This window comes from Bacteroides sp. GD17, assembly GCF_038448625.1.
Lineage (GTDB): Bacteria > Bacteroidota > Bacteroidia > Bacteroidales > Bacteroidaceae > Bacteroides.
In genome coordinates this window covers 133,704-156,116 of the sequence record NZ_JBCEZS010000011.1, presented here as the reverse complement: position 1 = coordinate 156,116, position 22,413 = coordinate 133,704, and the positions used below count along the sequence as shown (strand labels likewise).

At 49.4% G+C, this 22,413-nt stretch carries 17 protein-coding genes; 9 read left to right on the top strand and 8 right to left on the bottom strand.

From position 1 onward, the window contains the following. Nucleotides 1-29 precede the first annotated feature (29 nt). From AAE250_RS16785 to AAE250_RS16775, 3 genes are all read left to right on the top strand, one after another. Nucleotides 30-575 (top strand): HU family DNA-binding protein, encoded by a 546-nt coding sequence (locus AAE250_RS16785; protein WP_294595702.1) that lies wholly within the window; start codon nucleotides 30-32, stop codon nucleotides 573-575. Between the two features lie 177 nt (nucleotides 576-752). Then, nucleotides 753-1,208, top strand: coding sequence for a DUF3990 domain-containing protein (locus AAE250_RS16780; protein ID WP_294595700.1), 456 nt, complete (start codon nucleotides 753-755; stop codon nucleotides 1,206-1,208). Further along, a complete protein-coding gene (locus AAE250_RS16775) occupies nucleotides 1,205-1,660 on the top strand; it encodes a hypothetical protein (protein WP_294595698.1) in 456 nt (151 codons plus the stop codon). Before AAE250_RS16780 ends, AAE250_RS16775 begins: the two co-directional genes overlap by 4 nt. Before the next feature lie 98 nt (nucleotides 1,661-1,758). On the opposite strand, the gene thrC is transcribed toward AAE250_RS16775, so the two are convergent. The 3 genes from thrC to thrA are packed head-to-tail and all read right to left on the bottom strand — an operon-like array spanning nucleotide 1,759 to nucleotide 6,805. Continuing rightward, nucleotides 1,759-3,060, bottom strand: coding sequence for a threonine synthase (thrC, locus tag AAE250_RS16770; protein ID WP_294595696.1), 1,302 nt, complete (start codon nucleotides 3,058-3,060; stop codon nucleotides 1,759-1,761). Nucleotides 3,061-3,111: 51 nt separating this feature from the next. Next, nucleotides 3,112-4,362 (bottom strand): cofactor-independent phosphoglycerate mutase, encoded by a 1,251-nt coding sequence (locus AAE250_RS16765; protein ID WP_294595695.1) that lies wholly within the window; start codon nucleotides 4,360-4,362, stop codon nucleotides 3,112-3,114. A gap of 10 nt (nucleotides 4,363-4,372) precedes the next feature. Further along, nucleotides 4,373-6,805 (bottom strand): bifunctional aspartate kinase/homoserine dehydrogenase I, encoded by a 2,433-nt coding sequence (gene thrA, locus AAE250_RS16760; protein WP_294595692.1) that lies wholly within the window; start codon nucleotides 6,803-6,805, stop codon nucleotides 4,373-4,375. A gap of 523 nt (nucleotides 6,806-7,328) precedes the next feature. Between thrA and AAE250_RS16755 the strand changes: the two genes are divergently transcribed. Beyond that, a complete protein-coding gene (locus AAE250_RS16755) occupies nucleotides 7,329-8,366 on the top strand; it encodes an asparaginase (protein ID WP_294595690.1) in 1,038 nt (345 codons plus the stop codon). 18 nt (nucleotides 8,367-8,384) lie between these two features. Here AAE250_RS16755 and AAE250_RS16750 read toward each other — a convergent pair whose 3' ends face one another. The 5 genes from AAE250_RS16750 to AAE250_RS16730 are packed head-to-tail and all read right to left on the bottom strand — an operon-like array spanning nucleotide 8,385 to nucleotide 15,967. Continuing rightward, nucleotides 8,385-9,716 (bottom strand): sensor histidine kinase, encoded by a 1,332-nt coding sequence (locus AAE250_RS16750; protein WP_294595688.1) that lies wholly within the window; start codon nucleotides 9,714-9,716, stop codon nucleotides 8,385-8,387. A gap of 23 nt (nucleotides 9,717-9,739) precedes the next feature. Further along, entirely contained in the window at nucleotides 9,740-10,417 is a 678-nt protein-coding gene (locus AAE250_RS16745; protein WP_294595686.1) for a response regulator transcription factor, read from the bottom strand. A 47-nt stretch (nucleotides 10,418-10,464) separates the two neighbouring features. Continuing rightward, nucleotides 10,465-13,590 carry an efflux RND transporter permease subunit gene (locus tag AAE250_RS16740; RefSeq protein WP_294595684.1) on the bottom strand — a complete coding sequence of 1,042 codons (3,126 nt, stop codon included), beginning with the start codon at nucleotides 13,588-13,590 and terminating at the stop codon, nucleotides 10,465-10,467. Between the two features lie 15 nt (nucleotides 13,591-13,605). Beyond that, on the bottom strand, nucleotides 13,606-14,697 hold the full coding sequence (locus AAE250_RS16735; RefSeq protein ID WP_294595683.1) for an efflux RND transporter periplasmic adaptor subunit: 1,092 nt from the start codon (nucleotides 14,695-14,697) through the stop codon (nucleotides 13,606-13,608). A gap of 7 nt (nucleotides 14,698-14,704) precedes the next feature. Beyond that, nucleotides 14,705-15,967: a TolC family protein gene (locus tag AAE250_RS16730; RefSeq protein ID WP_294595682.1), complete on the bottom strand. Its 1,263-nt coding sequence runs from the start codon at nucleotides 15,965-15,967 to the stop codon at nucleotides 14,705-14,707. Nucleotides 15,968-16,665: 698 nt separating this feature from the next. Here AAE250_RS16730 and AAE250_RS16725 point away from each other — a divergent pair. The 5 genes from AAE250_RS16725 to AAE250_RS16705 are packed head-to-tail and all read left to right on the top strand — an operon-like array spanning nucleotide 16,666 to nucleotide 22,411. After that, entirely contained in the window at nucleotides 16,666-17,814 is a 1,149-nt protein-coding gene (locus tag AAE250_RS16725) for an isochorismate synthase (protein WP_294595979.1), read from the top strand. 7 nt (nucleotides 17,815-17,821) lie between these two features. Next, nucleotides 17,822-19,492, top strand: a complete 1,671-nt coding sequence (menD, locus tag AAE250_RS16720) for a 2-succinyl-5-enolpyruvyl-6-hydroxy-3-cyclohexene-1-carboxylic-acid synthase (RefSeq protein WP_294595681.1) — start codon at nucleotides 17,822-17,824, stop codon at nucleotides 19,490-19,492. Between the two features lie 4 nt (nucleotides 19,493-19,496). Next, nucleotides 19,497-20,318, top strand: coding sequence for a 1,4-dihydroxy-2-naphthoyl-CoA synthase (gene menB, locus AAE250_RS16715; protein WP_294595679.1), 822 nt, complete (start codon nucleotides 19,497-19,499; stop codon nucleotides 20,316-20,318). Between the two features lie 33 nt (nucleotides 20,319-20,351). Next, nucleotides 20,352-21,410 carry an o-succinylbenzoate synthase gene (locus AAE250_RS16710; RefSeq protein WP_294595677.1) on the top strand — a complete coding sequence of 353 codons (1,059 nt, stop codon included), beginning with the start codon at nucleotides 20,352-20,354 and terminating at the stop codon, nucleotides 21,408-21,410. Then, entirely contained in the window at nucleotides 21,407-22,411 is a 1,005-nt protein-coding gene (locus AAE250_RS16705) for an AMP-binding protein (RefSeq protein ID WP_294595675.1), read from the top strand. Before AAE250_RS16710 ends, AAE250_RS16705 begins: the two co-directional genes overlap by 4 nt. Nucleotides 22,412-22,413 lie beyond the last annotated feature (2 nt).

Below are 22,413 nucleotides of genomic sequence, written 5' to 3'. Positions count from 1 at the left end.
AATATTATTAACTAATTCATAGCAAACTTATGGCTAAATTTAAACTTGTCAAAAGAACAAACCCACAAAAGAAAGATGAACCGGGCAAATGGTACGCCATCCCCTCGGTAGTGAACCAACTCAACACGCGCGCCGTGTGCAAGGTCGTGACCCGCAACACCACCACCGCCCCCACGGAACTGGAATCGTCGTTCAACTTCGTGTGCGACGGCATTCCCCACGAGCTGCAGCAGGGCAACAGCGTCCGCCTGGGCGAACTCGGCACCCTCCGCCTCAGCTTCGGCAGCCAGGGCGTGGACGACGTCACGAAGTTCGACGCCGCCACCATGATGAAGAACGTCAAAGTCATCTTCACCCCCAGCAAGGAACTGATGACGTCCATCAAGAACGGACTCTCATTCGAGAACATCGGCGTAGTGGAAGAAGGCTTCACCTACAACAGCGTCAAGGCTTATCAGGAGTACAAAGTAGCCGCACGCCCCGGAGGCTCCGGCGGCGGTGGCCAGCAAGGCGGCGGCTCCGGTGAAGGCGGTGGCGGCAGCGACGGCGACCAAAGTGAAAACCCGTTGGGATAACACTCTCTCCGTCAGCCCCGTCAGGGAAAAGAGAAACGACCATCCAGGCACAATGCAGCGTGCAGGGATGGTCGTTTCTTTACTCCAAATTAGCGTATTATCGAAAGAAAAAGCTACCTTTGTGAACAGATTAACAAGGATACGAACGGCTGAAAAGCCCCTATAGCAACCAAATTTATGACAATATATCACGGAGGTTACCAAGCAATAGAAACTCCCCGAATCATAAAGGGAGAATTCGCCAAGGACTTTGGCTGCGGCTTCTATTGCACCGAAATAAAGGAACAAGCCGAACGATGGTCCAAACGCTATCCCACCCCCATAGTCAGCATCTACGATTATCAGGAGAACTCCTCCCTGAAAACTCTTCATTTCAAAGAAATGACAGAAGAATGGCTTGATTTCATTGTAGCTTGCCGCCACAATACCTCGCACGACTACGATATCGTTATCGGCGCAATGGCAGATGACCAAATTTACAACTATATCTCCGACTACATAAACGGAGTATTGACAAGGGAACAATTCTGGGTATTGGCGAAATTCAAATATCCCACGCATCAGATCAACTTTTGTACCCCAAAAGCGTTACAATGCCTGACATTTAAAGGAAGTGAGGAGGTAAAGAAATGAATGGACGGGAAGATAAAAAACAGAATGATCTTTTCTTTGTTTGCAGCCTGATAGACTACATTGCACGCCAGACTAAGAATAAACGAAAGGTGATAGTAAATGCTCTCGGCAAAGAAGAACTGGAACATATTTACGACCTGGCGGATGTTTACCATAGCGAAAACATAGACAAGATAACGCATGAGTTAATCAATAAACACCGCATTTCGGAAGGAACATTCGACAATGTGGCTGCCTGCCAATATCGCATTCCCACCCATTGGGATATAGGAAAAGTCTATCACAGACTGATTATTGACGTTTGCAAATGGGAGAACAAACCTGCCATTGAGGGGCTGATAGAAGTCTATAACTCTTGGATTTCGGACAGTCTGGATAATTACAACAGCAGTATGTATTACGAAAACCCGAGTTATCTGTTTGAGTCCTATAAGGCGGGACGGGCCTTGTGAGATAGGTTGTCAGGGGATTGAGCGGATTGATCCGCTCAATCCGCGTCTAAAAAATCTTTCCGCGAAATCCGTGTAATCCGTGCCTGAATCTAATACTCCTATACCTTCATCAAATACCCCTTGAAGTCTGCAAACTCCTTCGACATCGGCAGGCTCTTCTTCTCGCCCTGCATAAAGGCTTGCAGCTTCGCCGGAATCTCAACGGCTTCGCCGATAATCTTCTCTACCGTATCCTTGAACTTTGCCGGATGTGCCGTTTCCAGGAATACGCCCGTTTCGCCGGGTTGCAGACCTTCGGTCAAGGCACGGAAACCGCAGGCACCGTGGGGATCGAGCAGGTAGTGGTCTTGCTTCCAGACGGCCTGCATGGTTTCAGCAATCTGACTGTCGGTATAGGTGGCACCGCTGATCTCGGCAGAGATGGCGGCATGGTTGCCTCCGTAAAGGTCGAGTACGCGGGCAAAGTTGCTGGGATCGCCCACATCCATGGCATTGGCAATGGTGGCGATGCTGGGGCGGGGCGCGTAAACACCCGTCTGCAGGTATTGATAGAAGATGTCGTTGCGGTTGTTCGCGGCAATGAAACGACGCACGGGCAGCCCCATGCGCTTGCCGAAGAGACCGGCAGTGATGTTGCCGAAGTTGCCGCTGGGCACGCAGACGACGGCGTTATCGGCACGTCCGGCACGTTTCAGTTGGGCGTATGCATAGAAGTAATAGAACGCTTGCGGCAGGAAGCGGGCCACGTTGATGGAGTTGGCACTGGTCAGTTGCAGGTGCTCGTTCAACTCGCGGTCCATGAAAGCGGACTTTACCAATGCCTGGCAGTCGTCGAACGTGCCGTCCACTTCGAGGGCGGTGATGTTCTGCCCCAGCGTGGTGAACTGCTTTTCCTGGATTTCGCTGACTTTCCCTTTCGGGTAGAGTACATAGACGTGAATGCCTTCCACACCCAGGAAACCGTTGGCAACGGCGCTGCCCGTATCGCCGGAAGTGGCTACGAGGACATTGACCTGCCGCTTGCCTTCCTTCTTGATGAAGTAGCCCAGCAGACGCGCCATGAAGCGGCCGCCTACATCCTTGAAGGCAAGCGTGGGGCCATGGAACAGTTCAAGGGAGTAGATGTTTTCCGTAACCGGCACGAGGGGAACATCGAAGTTCAGCGTGTCGTACACAATCTGTTTCAACACGTCGGCCGGGACGTCTTCGCCGAAGAAGGCGTCTGCCACGCGATAGGCTATCTCCTGGAAGGAAAGCGTATCGATACTGTCGTAAAACTCTTGCGGTAAGGGTTTGATTGTAAAGGGCATGAAAAGTCCTTTGTCTGCGGCAAGTCCGCGCACTACGGCTTCTTCAAGGGTAGCTTCGGGGGCTTGTTTGTTGGTACTATAATAGTTCATAGTTGATAGTTGATAATTGATAATTGATAATTGATAGTTAATGAATGGGGGCTAATGCTTCATAAATTCATTGATAAATTCGTCTTCTTTCATCAGTCCGTAGCTGCCGTTGCAGGCAGATACTTCGTCGTAATTCTGCACCTCGTCCGGCTCGATGCCCGGATACCAGATGAGAAAAGGAATCGGTTCGTTGGTGTGTGTGCGAAGTTCGCAGGGGGTGGGATGGTCGGGAAGCACGGCGATGGCTACGGGCTCATCCCAATCTTTCACTGCTTCATAGATAGGGCCGACGGCACGCTTGTCCAGGTTCTCGATGGTCATTATCTTTAAGGGGATGTTTCCCTCGTGACCGGCCTCATCGCTGGCTTCGATATGGAGATAGACGAAATCGTCGGTCTTCAGGGCATCGAGGGCGGCGGCTACCTTGTTTTCGTAGTTGGTGTCGTAAAGGCCGGTGGCACCTTCTACGGTGATGCGGCGCAGTCCGGCATAGTAGCCGATGCCGTTAATCAGGTCTACGGCAGAAATCACGGCACCGCGTTCCACTTGCGGGAATTTGTCGGAGAGGCGTTCCATCTGCGGACGGTAACCGGGGCTCCAGGGCCAGATGCTGTTGGCAGGGTCTTTGCCTTCGGCGATACGCTGCAGGTTGATGGGATGGTTCTTCAAGAGTTCTTGCGAACGAAGAATCAGGCTGTTAATCAGGTCGGCCGTCTGACTGGGGGTAAGGTCTGCTCCGCCTTCGGGAACGGTGATGTTCTCCGTGCCCTCCGCAGGCTTCACCAGCAACGGGCGGAAAGGTTTCAACGGAACATCGTGCGGCGGGGTGCAGTCTATGCGTTTGTCTCCGCCTTTTATCACCAGCAGGTGGCGGTATTGTACACCGGTATAGAAGTGCACACGTTCGTCGCCTAATTGTTCTTGCAGGTATTGTATCAATACATCGGCCTCTTCAGTAGTGATGTGCCCGGCAGAGTGGTTCTTAATAAGATCGCCTTCGATGCAGACAATGTTGCAACGCATCGCCATCTCACCCGGCTGCAAGTCCACACCGATGCTTGCGGCTTCGAGCGGGCCGCGGCCTTCGTACACCTTCGGCAAGTTATAGCCCATGACGGACATATTCGCCACTTCACTGCCCGGATGGAAACCCTCGGCAACGGTCATCAACCGTCCCACACGTCCCATGCGTGCCAGCTTGTCCATGCAAGGTGTGTCGGCAGCCTGCAACAAAGTCTTGTTGCCCAAGGCTTTCACAGGCCAGTCGGCCATGCCGTCACCCAATATAATAATATGTTTCATTTCTTTCTTATTAAACGTTCGCAATACTCATAATATCCGCAAATACACCCGCGGCCGTTACGCCTGCACCAGCTCCGTAGCCTTGTATCATCATCGGATATTCTTTATAGCGTTCCGTAGTCAGCAAGATGATGTTGTTGCTGCCTTCCAGACCGTAGAACGGGTGGTTGGCGCCTACTTCCTGCAAACCTACGGATGCCTTGCCGTTCTCCAGCTTGGCAACGAAGCGCCAGTGCTTGTTCTCGGCCTCCAGTACCTTGCGGCGGGCTTCGAAGTCGGCATCGAGGCTCGGCACTTTCTTCCAGAAGTCGTCCAGCGAGCCTTCAAAGAAGTCATCGGGCACGAAGAGGTTCTTCTCCACATCACTCTGTTCGAGGCGGTAACCGGCTTCACGTGCCAGAATCACCAGCTTGCGGATAACGTCCTTACCGCTGAGGTCGATGCGCGGGTCGGGTTCGGAATAGCGTTCTTCCTGCGCCATCTTGATGGTCTTGCTGAAAGGAATATCCGCACTGATCTTATTGAAGATGTAGTTCAGCGTACCGCTCAGCACGGCTTCAATCTTCAGTATCTTGTCACCGCTATGGATGAGGTCGTTTATCGTGTTGATGATGGGAAGTCCTGCGCCGACGTTTGTCTCAAACAGATACTTCACACCGCGTTGACGGGCAATCTGCTTCAGTTCGCGGTAGTTCTCGTATTCCGACGAAGCGGCAATCTTGTTGGCTGCCACCACGGAAACGTTGTGCTGCAGCAAGTCTTTGTAGAGCGAGGCCACTCCTGCACTTGCCGTACAATCCACAAACACGGAGTTGAAGATATTCATACCGATGATTTCGTTGCGCAGTGTTTCCAGTGAACTCTCCTTGCCTTTCTCCTTCAGTTCTTCGCGGAAACGTCCCAGGTCGAAGCCTTCGCGGCTGAACATTGCCCGGTCGGCATCGGCAATGCCCACTACGTTCAGTTGCAAACCGTTTTCCAGCATCAGCTTCTGCCGCTGGCTGTGTATTTGCTCTATCAGACTGCCGCCCACCGTACCGATACCGCAAACAAAGAGGTTCAGCACTTGATACTCTGACAGGAAGAAGGAGTCGTGGATTACATTCAGCGACTTGCGCAGCGATTTGCTGTCTACTACAAACGAGATGTTCGTCTCCGAAGCACCCTGTGCACAGGCAATCACATTGATACCGTTACGTCCCAGCGTGCCGAACAACTTACCGGCAATACCCGGCGTATGCTTCATGTTCTCGCCTACGATGGCTACCGTAGCCAGGTTTTTTTCGGCCTGGATAGGCGAAATCTCACCCATCTCGATCTCTTTGGCAAATTCCTCGTTCAGCACTTCGCAAGCCAGGTCGGCATCGGCATTGCGCACACCGATAGACGTAGAGTTCTCCGAAGATGCCTGCGATACAAGGAACACGCTGATGCCGTTCTTTGCCAGTACTTTGAAGATGCGGTAATTCACACCGATAACACCTACCATACCAAGGCCCTGCACCGTTATCAGACTTGTATCGTTGATAGACGAAATACCCTTGATGGCCTTGCTGCGCGGATCGGAAACCTCTTGTTTGATAACCGTTCCCGCACCATCGGGGTTGAACGTATTCTTTATTAATATAGGTATATTCTTGTGGCAAACCGGATAAATAGTCGGCGGGTAAACCACCTTCGCACCGAAGTTGCAAAGCTCGGTAGCTTCTACATAAGTCAGCTCACTGATGGTATATGCTCTGGATATCACACGCGGGTCGGCTGTCATAAAACCGTCCACATCGGTCCATATTTCCAAACAATCGGCATCCAGTGCAGCAGCGATGATGGCGGCTGTATAGTCGGAACCGCCTCTGCCCAAGTTCGTCACCTCGCCCGTTGTTTTGTCGGTAGAGATAAAGCCCGGCACGAGCACACGTCGAGGCAGGTTGCTGAATGTCTCGCGTACCAGTGAGTTGGTCAGTTCCGTGTCCAGCACATGCTTGGAATGTTTCTTTTCTGTCTTGATGAACTTGCGCGAATCGAACCATTCCGCTCCCGTCAGCTGCGCGGCTATGATGGAAGAAAGACGCTCACCGTAGCTTACAATCGTATCGGAGGTCTTCTGCGAAAGGTCTTTAATCAGATAAATGCCTTGGAAGATGTCTTTCAGTTCATTGAGCAACTCGCCTACCTGACGCTGCAATGCAACTTGCGCCTCTCCGGCAGGAATCACTTCCTTAATCATTTCCACATGGCGATAAACAATCTCACGGAACTCATTCTCATAAGAAGCATCGCCGGCCGCTGCCATCTTGGAGGTGTTTATCAGTTGGTCTGTGATGCCGCCCAATGCGGACACTACTACAATTACCGGTTCGTCTACTGCTTCTACAATTCTCTTGACGCTTAAAATACTGTTCGCGGTTCCTACGGATGAACCGCCGAATTTAATTACTTTCATTATATTGCTATTTTTTTTTGTAACTACCTAAAATCCTAAAAGCACCTGTCATTCTGAGCGTAGTGAAGAATCTACTCCCTGCAGCCGCATACGAAGAGAAGAAATTCTTCGTCGCCCTGCTCCTCCGAATGACATTTACATGCCTCTTAAATAGAAAAAACTGTTTGAAAATGGTGTAACACGTAGAAACACAAAATACTATCCCTAACCCCTAAGGGTCATGGTGCACATGGATGTGACTGTATGTTGATAGTACTTGTTCATAGTCTCTTGTTTCTATCGTTTCTGATAAGTGTTGCAAAAGTAAGAATAAAAACATTCAATCTATCACTTTTTGCGACTTTTTTGTAATAAAAATATAGATAGGGTTGAAAAAGGCAAGAAATATGCACAGCACACAACTTACATTTTCATACTTTAAATGCCTTATTTCTACAAATCCGCGCGTACTTTTCTAACATTTTGTTATTATCTTCAAGATATATCATTATATTTGCATTGAAATTATGAAAGAAAAGTGCGTATGAACACAGAAAACACTTCCGTTTTGCTAATATACACCGGTGGAACTATCGGCATGATAGAGAACCCCGAAACCGGTGCCTTAGAAAACTTCAACTTCGAACAGTTGCAGAAGCATGTGCCCGAACTCCAACGATATACATTTCAAATCGATACCTATCAGTTCGATCCTCCCATGGATTCCTCGGATATGGACCCGGATGCCTGGCGCAAACTCGTACGCATCATCAGCGACAACTACGACCAATATTCCGGCTTCGTCATTCTACATGGCACGGACACCATGGCCTATACCGCCTCTGCCCTCAGCTTTATGCTCGAAGGACTAAGCAAACCCGTCATCCTCACCGGTTCCCAGCTCCCCATCGGCGTACTGCGCACCGACGGTAAGGAAAATCTGCTGACCAGCATCGAGATTGCCACCGCCCGCCATTCCAACGGACAGCCCCTCGTGCCAGAAGTCTGTATCTTCTTCGAGAATCACCTGATGCGTGGCAATCGCACCACCAAGATGAATGCGGAAAACTTCAATGCGTTCCGTTCCTTTAACTATCCGGTGCTTGCCTCTGCCGGCATACATATTAAATATAATAATGTGCAAATCCAGATGCACGGCAACCGCCGCGAACTAAAGCCCCATTATCTGCTCGATACCAATATTGCCGTATTGAAGCTGTTTCCCGGTATCCAGGAGAATGTCGTTGCTGCCATACTTGCCACAGAAGGCTTGAAAGCGGTGGTGCTTGAGACTTATGGTTCGGGCAACGCTCCCCGCAGCGAGTGGTTCCTCCGCCGCCTGCACGATGCTTGCGAACAAGGCATCGTCATTGTCAACGTAACTCAGTGCAGTGCCGGCACCGTTGAAATGGAACGCTACGAAACCGGCTACCAATTAATGCAGTCCGGCGTCGTCAGCGGATATGACAGCACAACGGAGTCTGCCGTCACCAAGCTCATGTTCCTCTTGGGGCACGACTATCCCCCTGCCAAAGTGCGGGAGTTGATGAGCCGTCCGCTGGCAGGAGAAATCACAATATAAAAGAATCCAAAGGAGATATCATACGCGGGCGAAAGTCACAGTAACCCGCGTATACTTGTTTACCTGCGAATTGATGGTAATCTTGCCGCCATATACAGCCAGTATCTTCATTGACAGGCTCAGCCCTATTCCCTGCCCGGCATATTCGCGCGTATTGCTTGCCCGGTAGAACGAATGGAAAATATGCTTGATTTCATCTTCAGGAATACCGATCCCATAATCTTCGACTTCAATAACCCAATTGCCGTCATGCATCCCCACGCAAATCTCCACTTGCTCTTTGGAGTATTTCCGAGCGTTATCTATAATATTCTGCAGAGCTACTCTAAGAAGATGGTAATTGGCGGTAATGTGCGCTTGCCCTTCCGCCAGTTCCGTACTGAATGCCACTTGTGGATATTGCAGGCATAAATCACGCAACAACACTACCAAGTCAATCTGTTCCCTGGCATTCTGCAGAAGCTCCTTATCCTGCCGCGAAAGAAACAGCAGATGCTTTATCAACAGGATAATGCGTTTACTCTCCGTGGAGATGCGCTGCAACGATTCGATATACTCTGCTGCAGAGCGTTCTTTCAGCAAACTGATTTCGCACTCCCCCTGAATTGCCGTAAGCGGATTATTCAGTTCATGCGAAGCATTACTGATAAACGACTTCTCTGCCTGGAAAGCCGTATCGACTCTATCGAGCATATCATTTAAGGTACGGATAAGCTCGTCCAGTTCATCCTTATTGTCGAATGCTTTCATACGGATATTCAGATTATTTCCCCGGATGCGTTTCAATTCCTTGAGTATGTGCTGCAAGGGACGCAGAATACGGTTGGCATAGAGCCGACCGATGAGATAAATAAAGCCGCAACTGACCAGCAACAGGAAGACGGCAAGCACCAGGATATGCTTCTGTATATCGTGCCCGTAATGGTTGCTCGCCATCACCAGCACTACAAAATTACCTTCGTTATCAGGATAATACAAAGCCGACCCTCTCAGTTTCCCATAAACAAAAGCTACAGGGATGCTCTTGAAAAGCCGTACTTGCTGATTAGCGTCAAGATACTTGTTCAGAGAATCGGTTATGGCAGGCACACTGTCTATATTCAGCAATACCTCCTGCGCTTGAGGCAAAAGCTCGTTATACTTCTGCTGTATCTCCTGATAACTGGACTCATCCACTTCATCCTTCTCCCAGTGCTTCTGGGCAGTGAGGAATGCTTTTTCTGCAAGATAAGAATCGTACAGGTTATTGATGTAGCGGGAAGTGAAGAAGTAGAACACCAGCACAACCACAGCAATAGCCGCTACCGTAATAACGGTATAGAACAGTGCTATTTTAGACCCTATCTTCATACGTTTTTTCCCTTGACCGTCAGCTATTGTACTCCCATAATATACCCCATCCCCACTACCGTATGGATAAGTTTGGTATCAAAATCCTTGTCTATTTTATTTCTGAGGTAGTTTACATAAACATCTACAACATTGGTATTGGTATCGAAATCCTTATCCCACACATTCTTCAACAAGGTCAGGCGCGAAAGAGCCACCCTTTGATGCGTCATGAAGTATTCCAAAAGCCGGTACTCTTTCACGGTGAGGTCGATGGGCGTATCTCCCCGCTGTGCACGACGCGTATTGCAATCCAGTACAAGATCATTACAGGTCAGTTGAAGGACCGGAGCCTCCTTGCCCCGGCGCAACAATGCCTTGATGCGCGCTTCCAACTCCTGAAAACTGAAAGGCTTCATCAGATAATCATCCGCACCTGCATCCAACCCCTTGACTATATCCTCGGTAGTGCCCAATGCCGTAAGCATGACGACCGGAGTATGATACCCCTCCCTTGTGCGATATTGCCTGCAAAGGTCGAGGCCGTTCATACGTGGCATAATGATATCGAGCACGAGCAGGTCGAAAGTTTCATTCTGCAACAATTCCCATGCGGAGGCACCGTCGTGAGCCACCGTAACCGTATGTCCGAACTCCTGCAATCCGCGCTCAATAAAAGAAGCAATATTCACTTCGTCCTCTGCCAATAATATTTTAGCCATACCACGAGATACTTTAAAATGCCTTGCAAAGATACAAGAATTACAGATTATAATTTCCTTTGTTTCAGGTTTCCTTCCTTGTCATACAGCATTTTCTCATACACCATCTCCACAATGAGCGGGAATATGAACAAGGCAAAGAAGGTAGCTCCTATCAGTCCCCCGATGATGACAATCGCCAGCGGACGCTGTGATTCCGATCCTATGCCATGGCTCATAGCTGCAGGCATCAGACCGATAGCCGCCATAGCTGCTGTCATCACCACCGGACGGACGCGCGAACGGACACTCTCCTTTATCGCTTGGGACAAGGGAAGCCGTGCCTGTATGTTATGCTTAATGTCCGAAATCATAATCACTCCATTCTGAATGCAGATACCGAACAAGGCTATGAAGCCAATACCTGCCGAAATAGAGAAGTTGAAGTGAGTAATGAGCAATGCTATAATACCGCCTACTGCAGCAAACGGAACATTCAGCAATACCAGTCCAGCATCTCTGGCATTGGAGAACAGCACAAACAAGATAACGAATATAATTGCAATACTGACGGGTACCACCTGCGACAAACGCTTCGTAGCCCGCTGCTGGTTCTCAAAATCTCCCGTCCACTTCAGGCTGTATCCTTCCGGCAAACGAATGGCGGCATTCACCTTTTTCTGCGCTTCGGCCACAGCAGTACCCATATCCCTGCCACGAACCGAGAACTTCACCGCGCAGAAACGCGTATGGTTATCGCGGAATATCAGTAAAGGTCCGGTAATAGTCTTTATCTCCGCCAACTCCTTGATGGGTATCATCGTACCGTCCATGGCAGGTACCAGTATCTTCCCGATTTCCTCTTCATTCTGCCGGAACTCCGGTTTATAGCGTACTACGATGTTAAATTTACGCTCGTCCTCATAAAGTAGGGACGCTGATTTACCACCGATAGCCATCTCTATGATGGACTGCACATCTTCCTTGGCCACTCCGTAACGTGCCAGGCTCTTTTCATTCAGTTCTATACGAAGCTCCGGTTGCCCGATGTTGCGAATCACCCCCAGGTCTTCAATGCCCTGTACGGTAGCCAGAATCTTATCAATCTCCACTGCTATCTTCTCCGAACGGTACAAATCTTTTCCGAATACTTTCACGGCAATAGAACCTTTTACTCCCGAAGCAGCCTCTTCCACATTGTCCGTGATGGGTTGGGAGAAGTTGAAGTCGATGCCCGGATATATGGAAAGGTCATCCTGCATTTTATCTATCAACTGCAACTTGGTCAGCTTACTCTCCCACTCCTTTTCCGGGTAGATATCTACATGCAACTCAATGTTATAGAATCCCGTAGCATCTGTCCCGTCATTCGGGCGTCCGGTTTGCGAAAGCACCTGCTTCACTTCGGGATAGGCGGCAAGTTTACGCCTCATCTTGTTTGCCAACTGCACGGACTCATCCAATGAGATGCTTTGCGGCAAAGTGGCACGGATATAAATGGAGCCTTCATTCAACTGTGGCAGAAACTCCGTCCCCAGCAAAGTGAACATCCACAGACCACCCACGGCAATAATGCTTGCCACACCGACAGATAAGGTACGGCGCGCGTGGCATTTGTCAAAAAGCGCCACCGCCTTCTCATTGATGAAACGGACAAAGAAATTATTCTTCTCACGAACGTTCTTTTTTAGCAGCATGGATGACATCACCGGGACCAGCGTCAGGGTAAACAGCAACGCTCCCAACAACGCAAAGCCCAGTGTATAGGCAAGCGGAGAAAACATTTTCCCCTCCACCTTCTGAAACGAGAAGATGGGAACAAGTGCCGTAATGATAATCAGTTTGGAGAAGAATACAGCCTTTGCCTTATCCTTCGCCGTATGGCGGATAAGCCCCATCTTGGACATCAGGTTAAAGGCGGGCATTCCCACTTCTTTCGCTTTCTTGTCGAGCGCAACAAATACCCCCTCTACCATCACCACCGCTCCGTCTATGATAATACCAAAATCAATGGCTCCCATGGAAAGGAGATTGGCAGACATACCCATGGCATGCAGACAGATAAATGCAAACAACAATGCCAGCGGAATAACCACCGCTACCACCACTGTAGTGCGCCAGTCTGCCATGAAGATCAATACAATAAAGGTAACCAGCAGAATACCTTCCACCAGATTGTGGGTAACCGTGTTCACAGCTAGATTCACCAAGTCCTCCCGGTCGTAGAACGGAACAATCTGTACATCCTTAGGCAGTATATTATTATTTATATCTTCAATCTTCGTTTTCAGCGCATTGATTACCTCGCCCGGATTCTCCCCCTTACGCATGACAACGATTCCCTGCACCACATCATCCTCGTCCATACGACCTACCTGGCCCAAGCGAGGCAGACAAGATTCATGCACATCGGCCAAGTGGCGGACCAGTACCGGAGTCCCGTTAATGTTCTTCACCACAATATTTCTGAGTTCCTCCAGATCATTGATAAGGCCGATACCGCGTACTACATATGCTTGCGAACTTTTGGTGATGACGTCTCCACCTACATTGATATTACTGTTGGCAATGGCATTATAAAGTTCCAACGGAGTAATGCCGTAGTTGATGAGTTGGTGCGGGTTGACGCTTACCTCGAATGTCTTGACCTCTCCACCGAAACTTACAATATCCGCTACGCCCGATACGGAACGCAGATTGCGCTCAATCACCCAGTCCTGAAGCGTTTTCAGCTCACGCACACTCCGCTTATTGCTGCGCAGGGTATAGCGATAAATCTCACCCGTAGGTCCATAAAGCGGTTGTACTTCGGGAGTCACTCCTTCCGGCAAGTCAGCGTCGTTCAGCAGATTATAGACTTGCTGGCGGGCCGTGAAGTCATCTACCTGATCCTCAAACATCACATTGATCACTGAAAGTCCGAAAAGAGTTGTCGAGCGAATGTCCGTCTTCTTCTGCACCGGATTCATGGCTATCTCAATAGGAATCGTGATGAACTTCTCCACTTCCTCGGCACTGCGTCCCGGCCATTGGGTGATGACGGTCACTTTGGTATTTGTTACGTCCGGAAAAGCATCAATCGGAGTATGCTTAAAGGACACAACTCCTGCAATCACGGCAATCGTGGTACAGAAAAAGATAAAGAACTTGTTCTTCAGCGAAAAGGCTACAATGTTATCAATAAACTTGTGCATCGTCTGTTCCTCCGGTTAATCTGCATTCAATGCGTTGTAAACTAACAATACGTTCTTGTTCAGAATCCGGCCTCCCGCAGCTATACCGGAAGAAAGGTAGCATTCCTTGCTCAGTTGCTTATAGACTGCAACCTCTCTCACGGCAAGCCTGCCATCAGCTTCCACCACCACAACGTAGTTCTTCCCTCCTTCGAACACAAGAGCATGCGAATCTATACGCGGCAATTCTTTATCGGAAGCCTTGCTTTGCACACAGACGTTAGTAAACATACCGGGTTTCAGCAGGTAATTATTATTAGACAGCTTCACCCGTACGTTCATCGTTTTGCTTTCTTCGTTCAGCATATTATATACCTTATCTATCTTACCGGTAAATTCTTTGCCGGGATAGGCAAGTGTGGTGATACGTACCGGAGCACCCTCGCGCACTTTGCTTATATCGCTTTCATACACATCCGCCATTACCCACACATTCTCCAAGCCCGAAATAATAAAAATCTCGTCATTTTGGTCGGAACGCAACTGCATTTCCTTATTAATATTCTTCTCGACAATAAAGCCCGATACGGGTGCTTTAACTTGATAAAGCGATTTCCCGGAAATGTGATAGATAGAGAATATTTCGGATATTCTCCGTTCTTCGGCTTCGGCATTGCTTAGTTCCTGCCGGGCTTGCAGCACATCACGTTCCGAAGCCATGCCCGACTCAAACATATCTTGTACCGACTGCAAACTACGGCGGGCAATGATAAGTTGTTGCTCCGCTTCTTTACTCTGCTTTTCGTAATCAGCCACTTCACCGCTCCGGATAGTAGCCAGTACATCACCTTTACGTACATGGTCGCCAATCTCGGCATGTACATCGGTCACCGTACCACCGAAAATTGGGAATACCCGGGCTACTTGTTCCTGGTTGAAGGTAACCCTGCCGTTAAGTGTCAATTCATCGGTTACTTCATGCAGGCAAACGGTGTCTACAGACACTATACTCTTCAGGCTATCCGTCAGAAAGAGTTCCTGCGATGTTACTTGAGATGTTTCAGAAGGGCCTGCACAAGCGCTCAGCAAGGCGGCACATAAGCAAACGGGGAATAAAATCCGGTTCATATCTTTATTAATAGTTAAATACGGTTTGTCCGACAATCGTGTTCAAATTCTCCATGGCAAGAAAAACATTCTTCCTCAGTTCATACAGTTGCAAGCAGGTTTCTTTATAGCTCTGATAGTAATCGATGAATTCCAGCATACTGATATTCCGTTTGCGGAAGTTCTCGTTGACACCTCCAATGAGTTGGTTGAAATTGTGTTCAAGTTCATTATTGGACGACTGGTAAAGTTCAACCGCCTTTTGTAATTGGTGATAGGCTGCATGGAGTTCCATGCGCGCTTTTTCCAGAGCATATTCTTCCTCTTTACCATTCTGCAAAACATCAAACTTGGCCGATTTGATATTTCCCTGGTTCCGGTTAAAGATTGGAACGGAAAAGCTGAACCCTACTGCAAAATAGTTGTTGATAAAGTTTCCGGCACGATCGTACATACCTTTTATAGCAAACTCCGGTGCAGCCATGGAGCGCTGTAACTTCAAGTTAGCCTTAGCCGCTGTTACTTCCGCGCGAGCCATCTTCAAATCGGGACGTACAGCAAGCATACTGCTCATATCGGCAAAAGGAACAACAGAAAGATCTATTTTTCCCAGTATATCGTCATCCAACAACAGATGCACTACCTGCCCGGCAGACAGATTCAGCAACAAATTCAGTTCACCTTGCCGACCGACCAGGTTATTTTCCACTTCATTCCGTTCCGTCTGCAAAGACAGTAGCAAAGCTTCCAGACGAGCGCTTTCCATCAACGAAACATTACCTTTGCTTTGCTGCTCTCTGGTAGCCAACAGAAGTTGTTCAAGAGATTCTATCTCCTTATCATATATCCCGATAGAGCGGGTCAGGAAATAGACTTCAACAAACTTTTGGTTCAGTTCACTCCGCAGGGTACGCAGCACTTCTTCAAACTGATATTCGGCTATTTCTTTATTGACCTTTTCCAGGCGCACCCGTTTATTGCGCTGTCCGGCAATATTAATCACCTGTTCTATCTCAACTGCGGCTTCTCCGTCTTTCCCAAAGTCGAAATACTTCCCGTTCAGTCGGTTGTACACATTCTGTTCCAGTGAGATAACGGGGTTATCAAACAACCGTGCCTGGGTGACTTGTGCCTGCGCCATATCAATGTTATAGCGCTCGGCAATCAAGGAAAGGTTTCGTTCAAGAAACATTCTTTCTGCGTCCTTCAGAGAGAGTTGCAAAGCTGCTTCTTGTGCATGCAGAAGTCCACAAACAATAGAAATGAATAAAATAACAAACAGTCTTTTCATGCTTACTTTTATTTTGGCGCAAAAGTAAAGCTCTCTTTGCAGAAGACAGTCCAAAGGCGATTATAATACATTTAAACGAGATTAGAAAATGATTAGAAACATCGCAAAATAAAAGCCGCCGACGGATTTCTCCGAAAGCGGCTTTCACCGGATAAGGCAATGTGGAACGGTTAAAATTTATGTCTCAACTGAAAAGTCAAAATCAGCTTCTTTTGCCGGAAATGTGGGGCTTTTTACCCTCCGGACAAGGAACTTTACACTCATAAAGTACCTTTTTTATTTCGTTAGATATATGTCTAACGAAAGAATAACCATGGTCGAGCGAAAAATCAACCAAGGTCTAACGAAAGATCAACCAAGGTATAACGAAATAGAAATAGAGCTTTACGGAGTTAAAAGTAGGGAGAATAGAGGATAAAAACAGGAGATTACCCATTTACTTATCCCGAACTCACGTAGAGGATGTATTCCTTTTCCTACAGTTGATTCTCAAACAGTTATTACCCCTTAAAACAAGAAAATGGGAAAAAGCAAAGATTAAAACAAAAAATGAGGGTCTGTATCATTATGCCAGGAAAATATATCCTGAAATTATTGCAAGTATAATCTTTCACCACAAAATAACGTAGTATTTTAGCAGGATTATGTAATTTTGTAGCCTTGACAGGAAAAGAAACATGCAGATTATTCAAGCTAAAGTGAATTTACCGGACAGGCATACACAAGAGATATTGGACTGCCTGACACGTAGCCAGCTGGGCTTTGCCCTGTATCGGCTACCGTGGGCAGACCATTTTCATCTGGTATTACAAACATCGGGCAGCGTAGAGCAACTGACAAATATCCGGGATCTGAACGGCAAGAAAGGATTTGTCATGGCACCTTTCCGTATATCGGATGAACAGCCGTTGGTTGTTATCCGCCCGGATATCACAGCATGCGGTTGGGCTGAAATAAGCAAGGCTCTTTCTGCATCGGAATTCAACGATATCGTGCAAGCTCTCCATTGTGCAGAGGCCTCATCCACTCCCCTCATCTCCGAAGAGATTGAAAAGCAGCAGTATGCCGAAGCTTTTGAACGATTTATCACTCCCTTACGGAACAAGCGCTTCCAGAAACTTGTTTTATCACGCTCCGCCGTCCGACGCACTGATGATAATTTTTCACCGCTCAGTGCTTTCGTACGTGCCTGCAACCGCTATCCGCGCATGATGATTTATCTGTGCCACACACCGGCATCCGGCACCTGGATAGGCAGTACCCCGGAAATCTTACTAAGCGGACAAGGCAAGGAATGGAACACCGTAGCACTGGCGGGCACCATGCCGATGCAGGGCGAAGTGATGCCCACGGAATGGAACAGGAAGAATCTGGAAGAGCAAGGCTACGTAGCCGATTACATCCGGCGGATTATCGAGAAATTCGGCAACGGAATGACGGAAAAAGGGCCGTATACCGCCCGCGCCGGGCAATTGGTGCATCTTAAAACGGACTTCAACTTTCGGCTGGAAGCTACCGGCCAACTGGGTGACTTGCTGCAAGAGCTCCATCCCACCCCTGCCGTCTGCGGACTGCCGAAAGAAGATGCTTTCCGGTTTATTCCGGACAATGAAGGCTACGACCGCAGTTATTATTCCGGCTTCATAGGCTGGCTGGACCCCGACGGGCATACGAACCTATACGTAAACCTGCGTTGCATGGAAACAGGTCCCACCGAAACAACCTTTTATGCAGGAGGCGGCATCCTGGCTTCCTCCGAAGTGGAATCCGAGTGGGAAGAAACCAGCGAGAAAATGAAAACAATGAGAAGCATTGTCAGCCCCGACGAGGGCATAACCATAAAGTAAAGGAACTATGTATTCAGACAAAAAGAACATACTTCAGTTAGCAGCACTCCTCAAGGCACACGGCGTGCGGAAAATAGTGTTGTGTCCCGGCAGCCGCAATGCCGCCATCGTGCATACGCTCTCCAATATGGAAGACTTCACCTGCTATCCGGTGACCGACGAACGCAGTGCAGGCTTCTTTGCCATCGGATTGTCGCTGCAAGGCGGAGGACCTGCCGCCGTATGCTGCACCTCCGGTTCGGCCCTGCTGAACCTGCATCCTGCCGTAGCCGAAGCATTCTATCAGCAAGTGCCGCTCATCGTGATTTCTGCCGACCGCCCCGCTGCCTGGATCGGACAGATGGACGGGCAAACGCTGCCGCAGCCCAATGTATTCGGTTCGCTGGTCAAGCTATCCGTCAACCTGCCCGAGGTGCATACGGAAGAAGATGAATGGTTCTGCAACAGACTGATTAATGAAGCGATACTGGAAACCACCCACCATGGCAAGGGACCGGTACACATCAACGTTCCCATCTCCGAACCTATCTACCGATTCACGGCAAAGGCATTGCCCGACGTCCGCGTCATCACCCGCTATCAGGGACTGAACGTCTACGACCGCGATTACACCGAACTGATTGACCGACTGAATGCCTTTAACAAGCGAATGGTGGTCGTGGGGCAGATGAATCTGATTTATCTGTTCGAAAAGAAATACGTAAAGACGCTCTACAAGCATTTCGCATGGCTGACGGAACACCTGGGCAACCAGACCATCCCCGGTCTGCCCATCAAGAACTTCGACGCTGCCATCTACTCCATGACCGCCGAACGGCAACAGGACATGGCACCCGAGATTCTGATTACATACGGCGGGCACATCGTTTCCAAACAGCTGAAGAAATATCTGAGAAACCATCCGCCCCGCGAGCATTGGCACATTGCCGCCGACGGGAAAATAGCGGATCTTTACGGTTGTCTGACTACCGTTATCGAAATGGACCCGTTCGAGTTCCTGGAAAAGATAAGCGGCATGCTGGATAACAGGCCCAATAACTATCCGCTGATGTGGGAGAATTATTGCAAAACCATTCCGGTGCCGGTGCTTCCTTACTCGGAGATTTCAGTAATAGGAAAGCTGATTCAGTCGCTGCCGGAGCCTTGTGCCATACATCTGGCCAACAGTTCTACGGTTCGCTACGCCCAGCTATTTGAGATTTCGCCGAATGTGGAAGTCTGCTGCAACCGCGGAGTGAATGGCATAGAGGGGTCACTTTCTACGGCGATTGGCTATGCCATGGCATCGGATAAGCTGAACTTTATAGTGATAGGGGATTTGAGTTTCTTCTATGATATGAATGCGCTTTGGATTCAGAATATCGGTGCCAACGTACGCATCCTGTTACTGAACAACGAGGGAGGAGAAATATTCCACACACTGCCGGGAATGGATAAGTCGAGCCAGTCCCGCCGGTTCATCACTGCCGAGCATCATACCACGGCCAGAGGCTGGGCCGAAGAGCAGGGATTCGCTTACCTGCAGGCTACGGACGAAGAAACAGCAGAGGAGGCTATGAAACTCTTCGCCACTCCCGAGCAGCAAGCCAAACCGATGCTGCTGGAAGTATTTACGGACAAAGAAAAAGATACGACCTTACAAAGAGAATATTATCACGGATTAAAAAATAGAGAATAAACAGATGGAAACAAGAGAATGGAAGACGATCAAAGAGTATCAGGATATACTGTTTGACTTTTATAATGGAATAGCCAAAATTACCATCAACCGCCCGCGTTACCGCAATGCCTTCACCCCGACCACAACTTCGGAGATAAGCGATGCATTGTACTACTGCCGCGAGTGCCAGGACATCAACGTCGTGGTGCTGACCGGCGCCGGCGACAAAGCCTTCTGCAGCGGTGGCGACATGCACGTAAAAGGGCACGGCGGCTACGTGGGCACCGATGGTGTTCCCCGCCTCAACGTACTCGACGTGCAGAAACAAATCCGCTCGCTGCCCAAACCCGTCATCGCCATGGTGAACGGATATGCCATCGGCGGTGGACACGTCCTCCACGTCGTCTGCGACCTGACGATAGCCTCCGACAACGCCATCTTCGGGCAGACCGGTCCTAAGGTAGGAAGCTTCGATGCCGGTTTCGGCTCGTCCTATCTGGCACGCATCGTAGGGCAAAAGAAAGCACGTGAGATATGGTTCCTCTGCCGCCAATACTCGGCACAGGAAGCATTGGATATGGGATTGGTGAATGCCGTCGTTCCCTTCGACCGTCTGGAAGACGAAACCGTGGCATGGGCCGAGAAAATGATGGAGCACAGCCCGCTCGCCCTGCGCATGATTAAAGCCGGACTGAATGCCGAACTCGACGGACAGGCAGGTATTCAGGAACTGGCTGGGGATGCCACCATGCTCTACTACATGACCGACGAGGCGCAAGAAGGCGGAAAAGCGTTTCTGGAAAAGCGCAAACCCAGATTCAAGGATTATCCGAAGTTCCCTTAAATCTGCGTCTAAAGAATCAACATAGCACTTATAATGAAGTATCAAATCCAAATCATCAAGAAGCAATTGCACTTCAAGCAACCTGCCGGAACATCCCGAGGAGTATATACCACCCGCGACGTGTGGTACATTCTCCTCACCGAACCGGAAAGCCGCCGTTACGGCGTCGGGGAATGTGCCCCGCTCCCCGATTTAAGTTGCGACGCCCGTCCCGATTACGACGAAGTGCTGGCAAAAGCCTGCAAAGAATTTGAAGAAGACGGAGAAATAAACCGCCCAGCCCTACTCCCCTATCCCTCCATCCTCTTCGGGCTGGAAACCGCCCTGTTGCACCTCCAGGCCGGCAGCTTGCAATTCTGGCCTACCCCTTTCAGTAAAGGAAAAGCAGGCATCCCGATCAACGGCCTTATCTGGATGGGAAACTTCGACGAAATGTACCGCCGCATCGAAGAGAAAATGCAGAAAGGCTTCCGTTGCATCAAGCTCAAAATCGGCGCCATCGATTTCGAGAAAGAACTGGAACTACTGTCGCATATCCGCCGGCACTTCACCCCCCAGCAGATAGAACTGCGCGTAGATGCCAACGGAGCCTTCGCCCCCGCCGATGCCCCTGCGAAACTGCAACGTCTTTCCGAATTCCATCTTCACTCCATTGAGCAACCCATCCGCGCAGGACAGTGGCAGAAAATGGCAGCCCTCTGCGCCTCCACCCCCTTCCCAATCGCCTTGGACGAAGAGTTGATAGGTATCAACGAACGCACACAGAAGATAGAACTGCTGGAAACCATCCGCCCCCAGTACATCATACTGAAGCCTTCCTTGCACGGAGGTATCAGCGGTTCGGAAGAATGGATAGAACTGGCTGCCGAACGAGGCATCGGTTCTTGGATCACCTCCGCCCTTGAATCGAACGTCGGGCTGAATGCCATTGCACAATGGTGCGGTACGTTAGAGCCCACGCTGCCCCAAGGGTTGGGAACCGGGCTGCTGTTTACCGACAACATAGACTATCCGCTCCATATTGAAGGCGATTGCCTCCGGTTTCATCCCGAAGAGAAAGAACCGGACCTTATCAATTGGCTGCAAGCATGACAACTATCTGCACGGATATGGAAGAACAAATAAATACGGATCTCTCAGCCTTTCTGGCTGAATGGTCCGACTCCAAGAGCACCGTCCTGGTGCATACCTCCGGCTCCACCGGCAAGCCCAAGGAGTTGTGGGTGGAAAAAGAACGCATGAAGGAAAGCGCCCGCCTCACCTGCTCGTTTCTTGGACTGAAGAAGGGGGATTCGGCTTTGCTATGCATGCCGTTGCAGTACATTGCCGGAAAAATGGTAGTAGTACGTGCCCTGGTTGCCGACCTCCACCTTATATCGGTCACCCCTTCGGGCCATCCGCTGAAAGGGATGAAAGAAGCGCCGGTGTTTGCCGCAATGATTCCGATGCAGGTTTATAACTCACTGCAAGTGCCCAAAGAAAGAGACGTTCTGCGGGAAATAAAGCATCTGATCATCGGAGGGGGAGCTATTGATGCCCAGCTCGCCAAAGAACTGAAAAACTTCCCGAATGCAGTGTGGTCTACGTATGGCATGACGGAAACATTATCGCACATTGCACTGAGAAGACTGAGTGGTGCGGATGCCTCCGATTGGTACACGCCTTTTGAAGGTGTACAGATTCGCCTAAGTGAAGAAAACACGCTCATCATTCATGCGCCCAAAGTATGCGAGGAGGAGCTGGTCACCAATGACATCGCAGAAATAAACGGTTGTAAGCAATTCCGCATCTTAGGAAGAAAAGACAATACCATCAATAGCGGAGGAGTAAAAATACAGATAGAGCAGGTAGAAGCCGCTTTGAAAGAACACCTGTCCCGCCCTTTCTTAATTACTTCCGCCCCGGACGAAAAATTCGGAGAAATCGTTGTATTACTGATTGAAGGCGAAGCACCGGATGATATCGAAAACATCTGCAAACAGACACTTCCTCCCTACTGGCGCCCCAAACGGGTCGTAACAGTATCACGGTTACCACTGACCGAAACAGGGAAACCGGACAGGGCCACGGCAAGGACTTTGGCAAGAGGATGAAT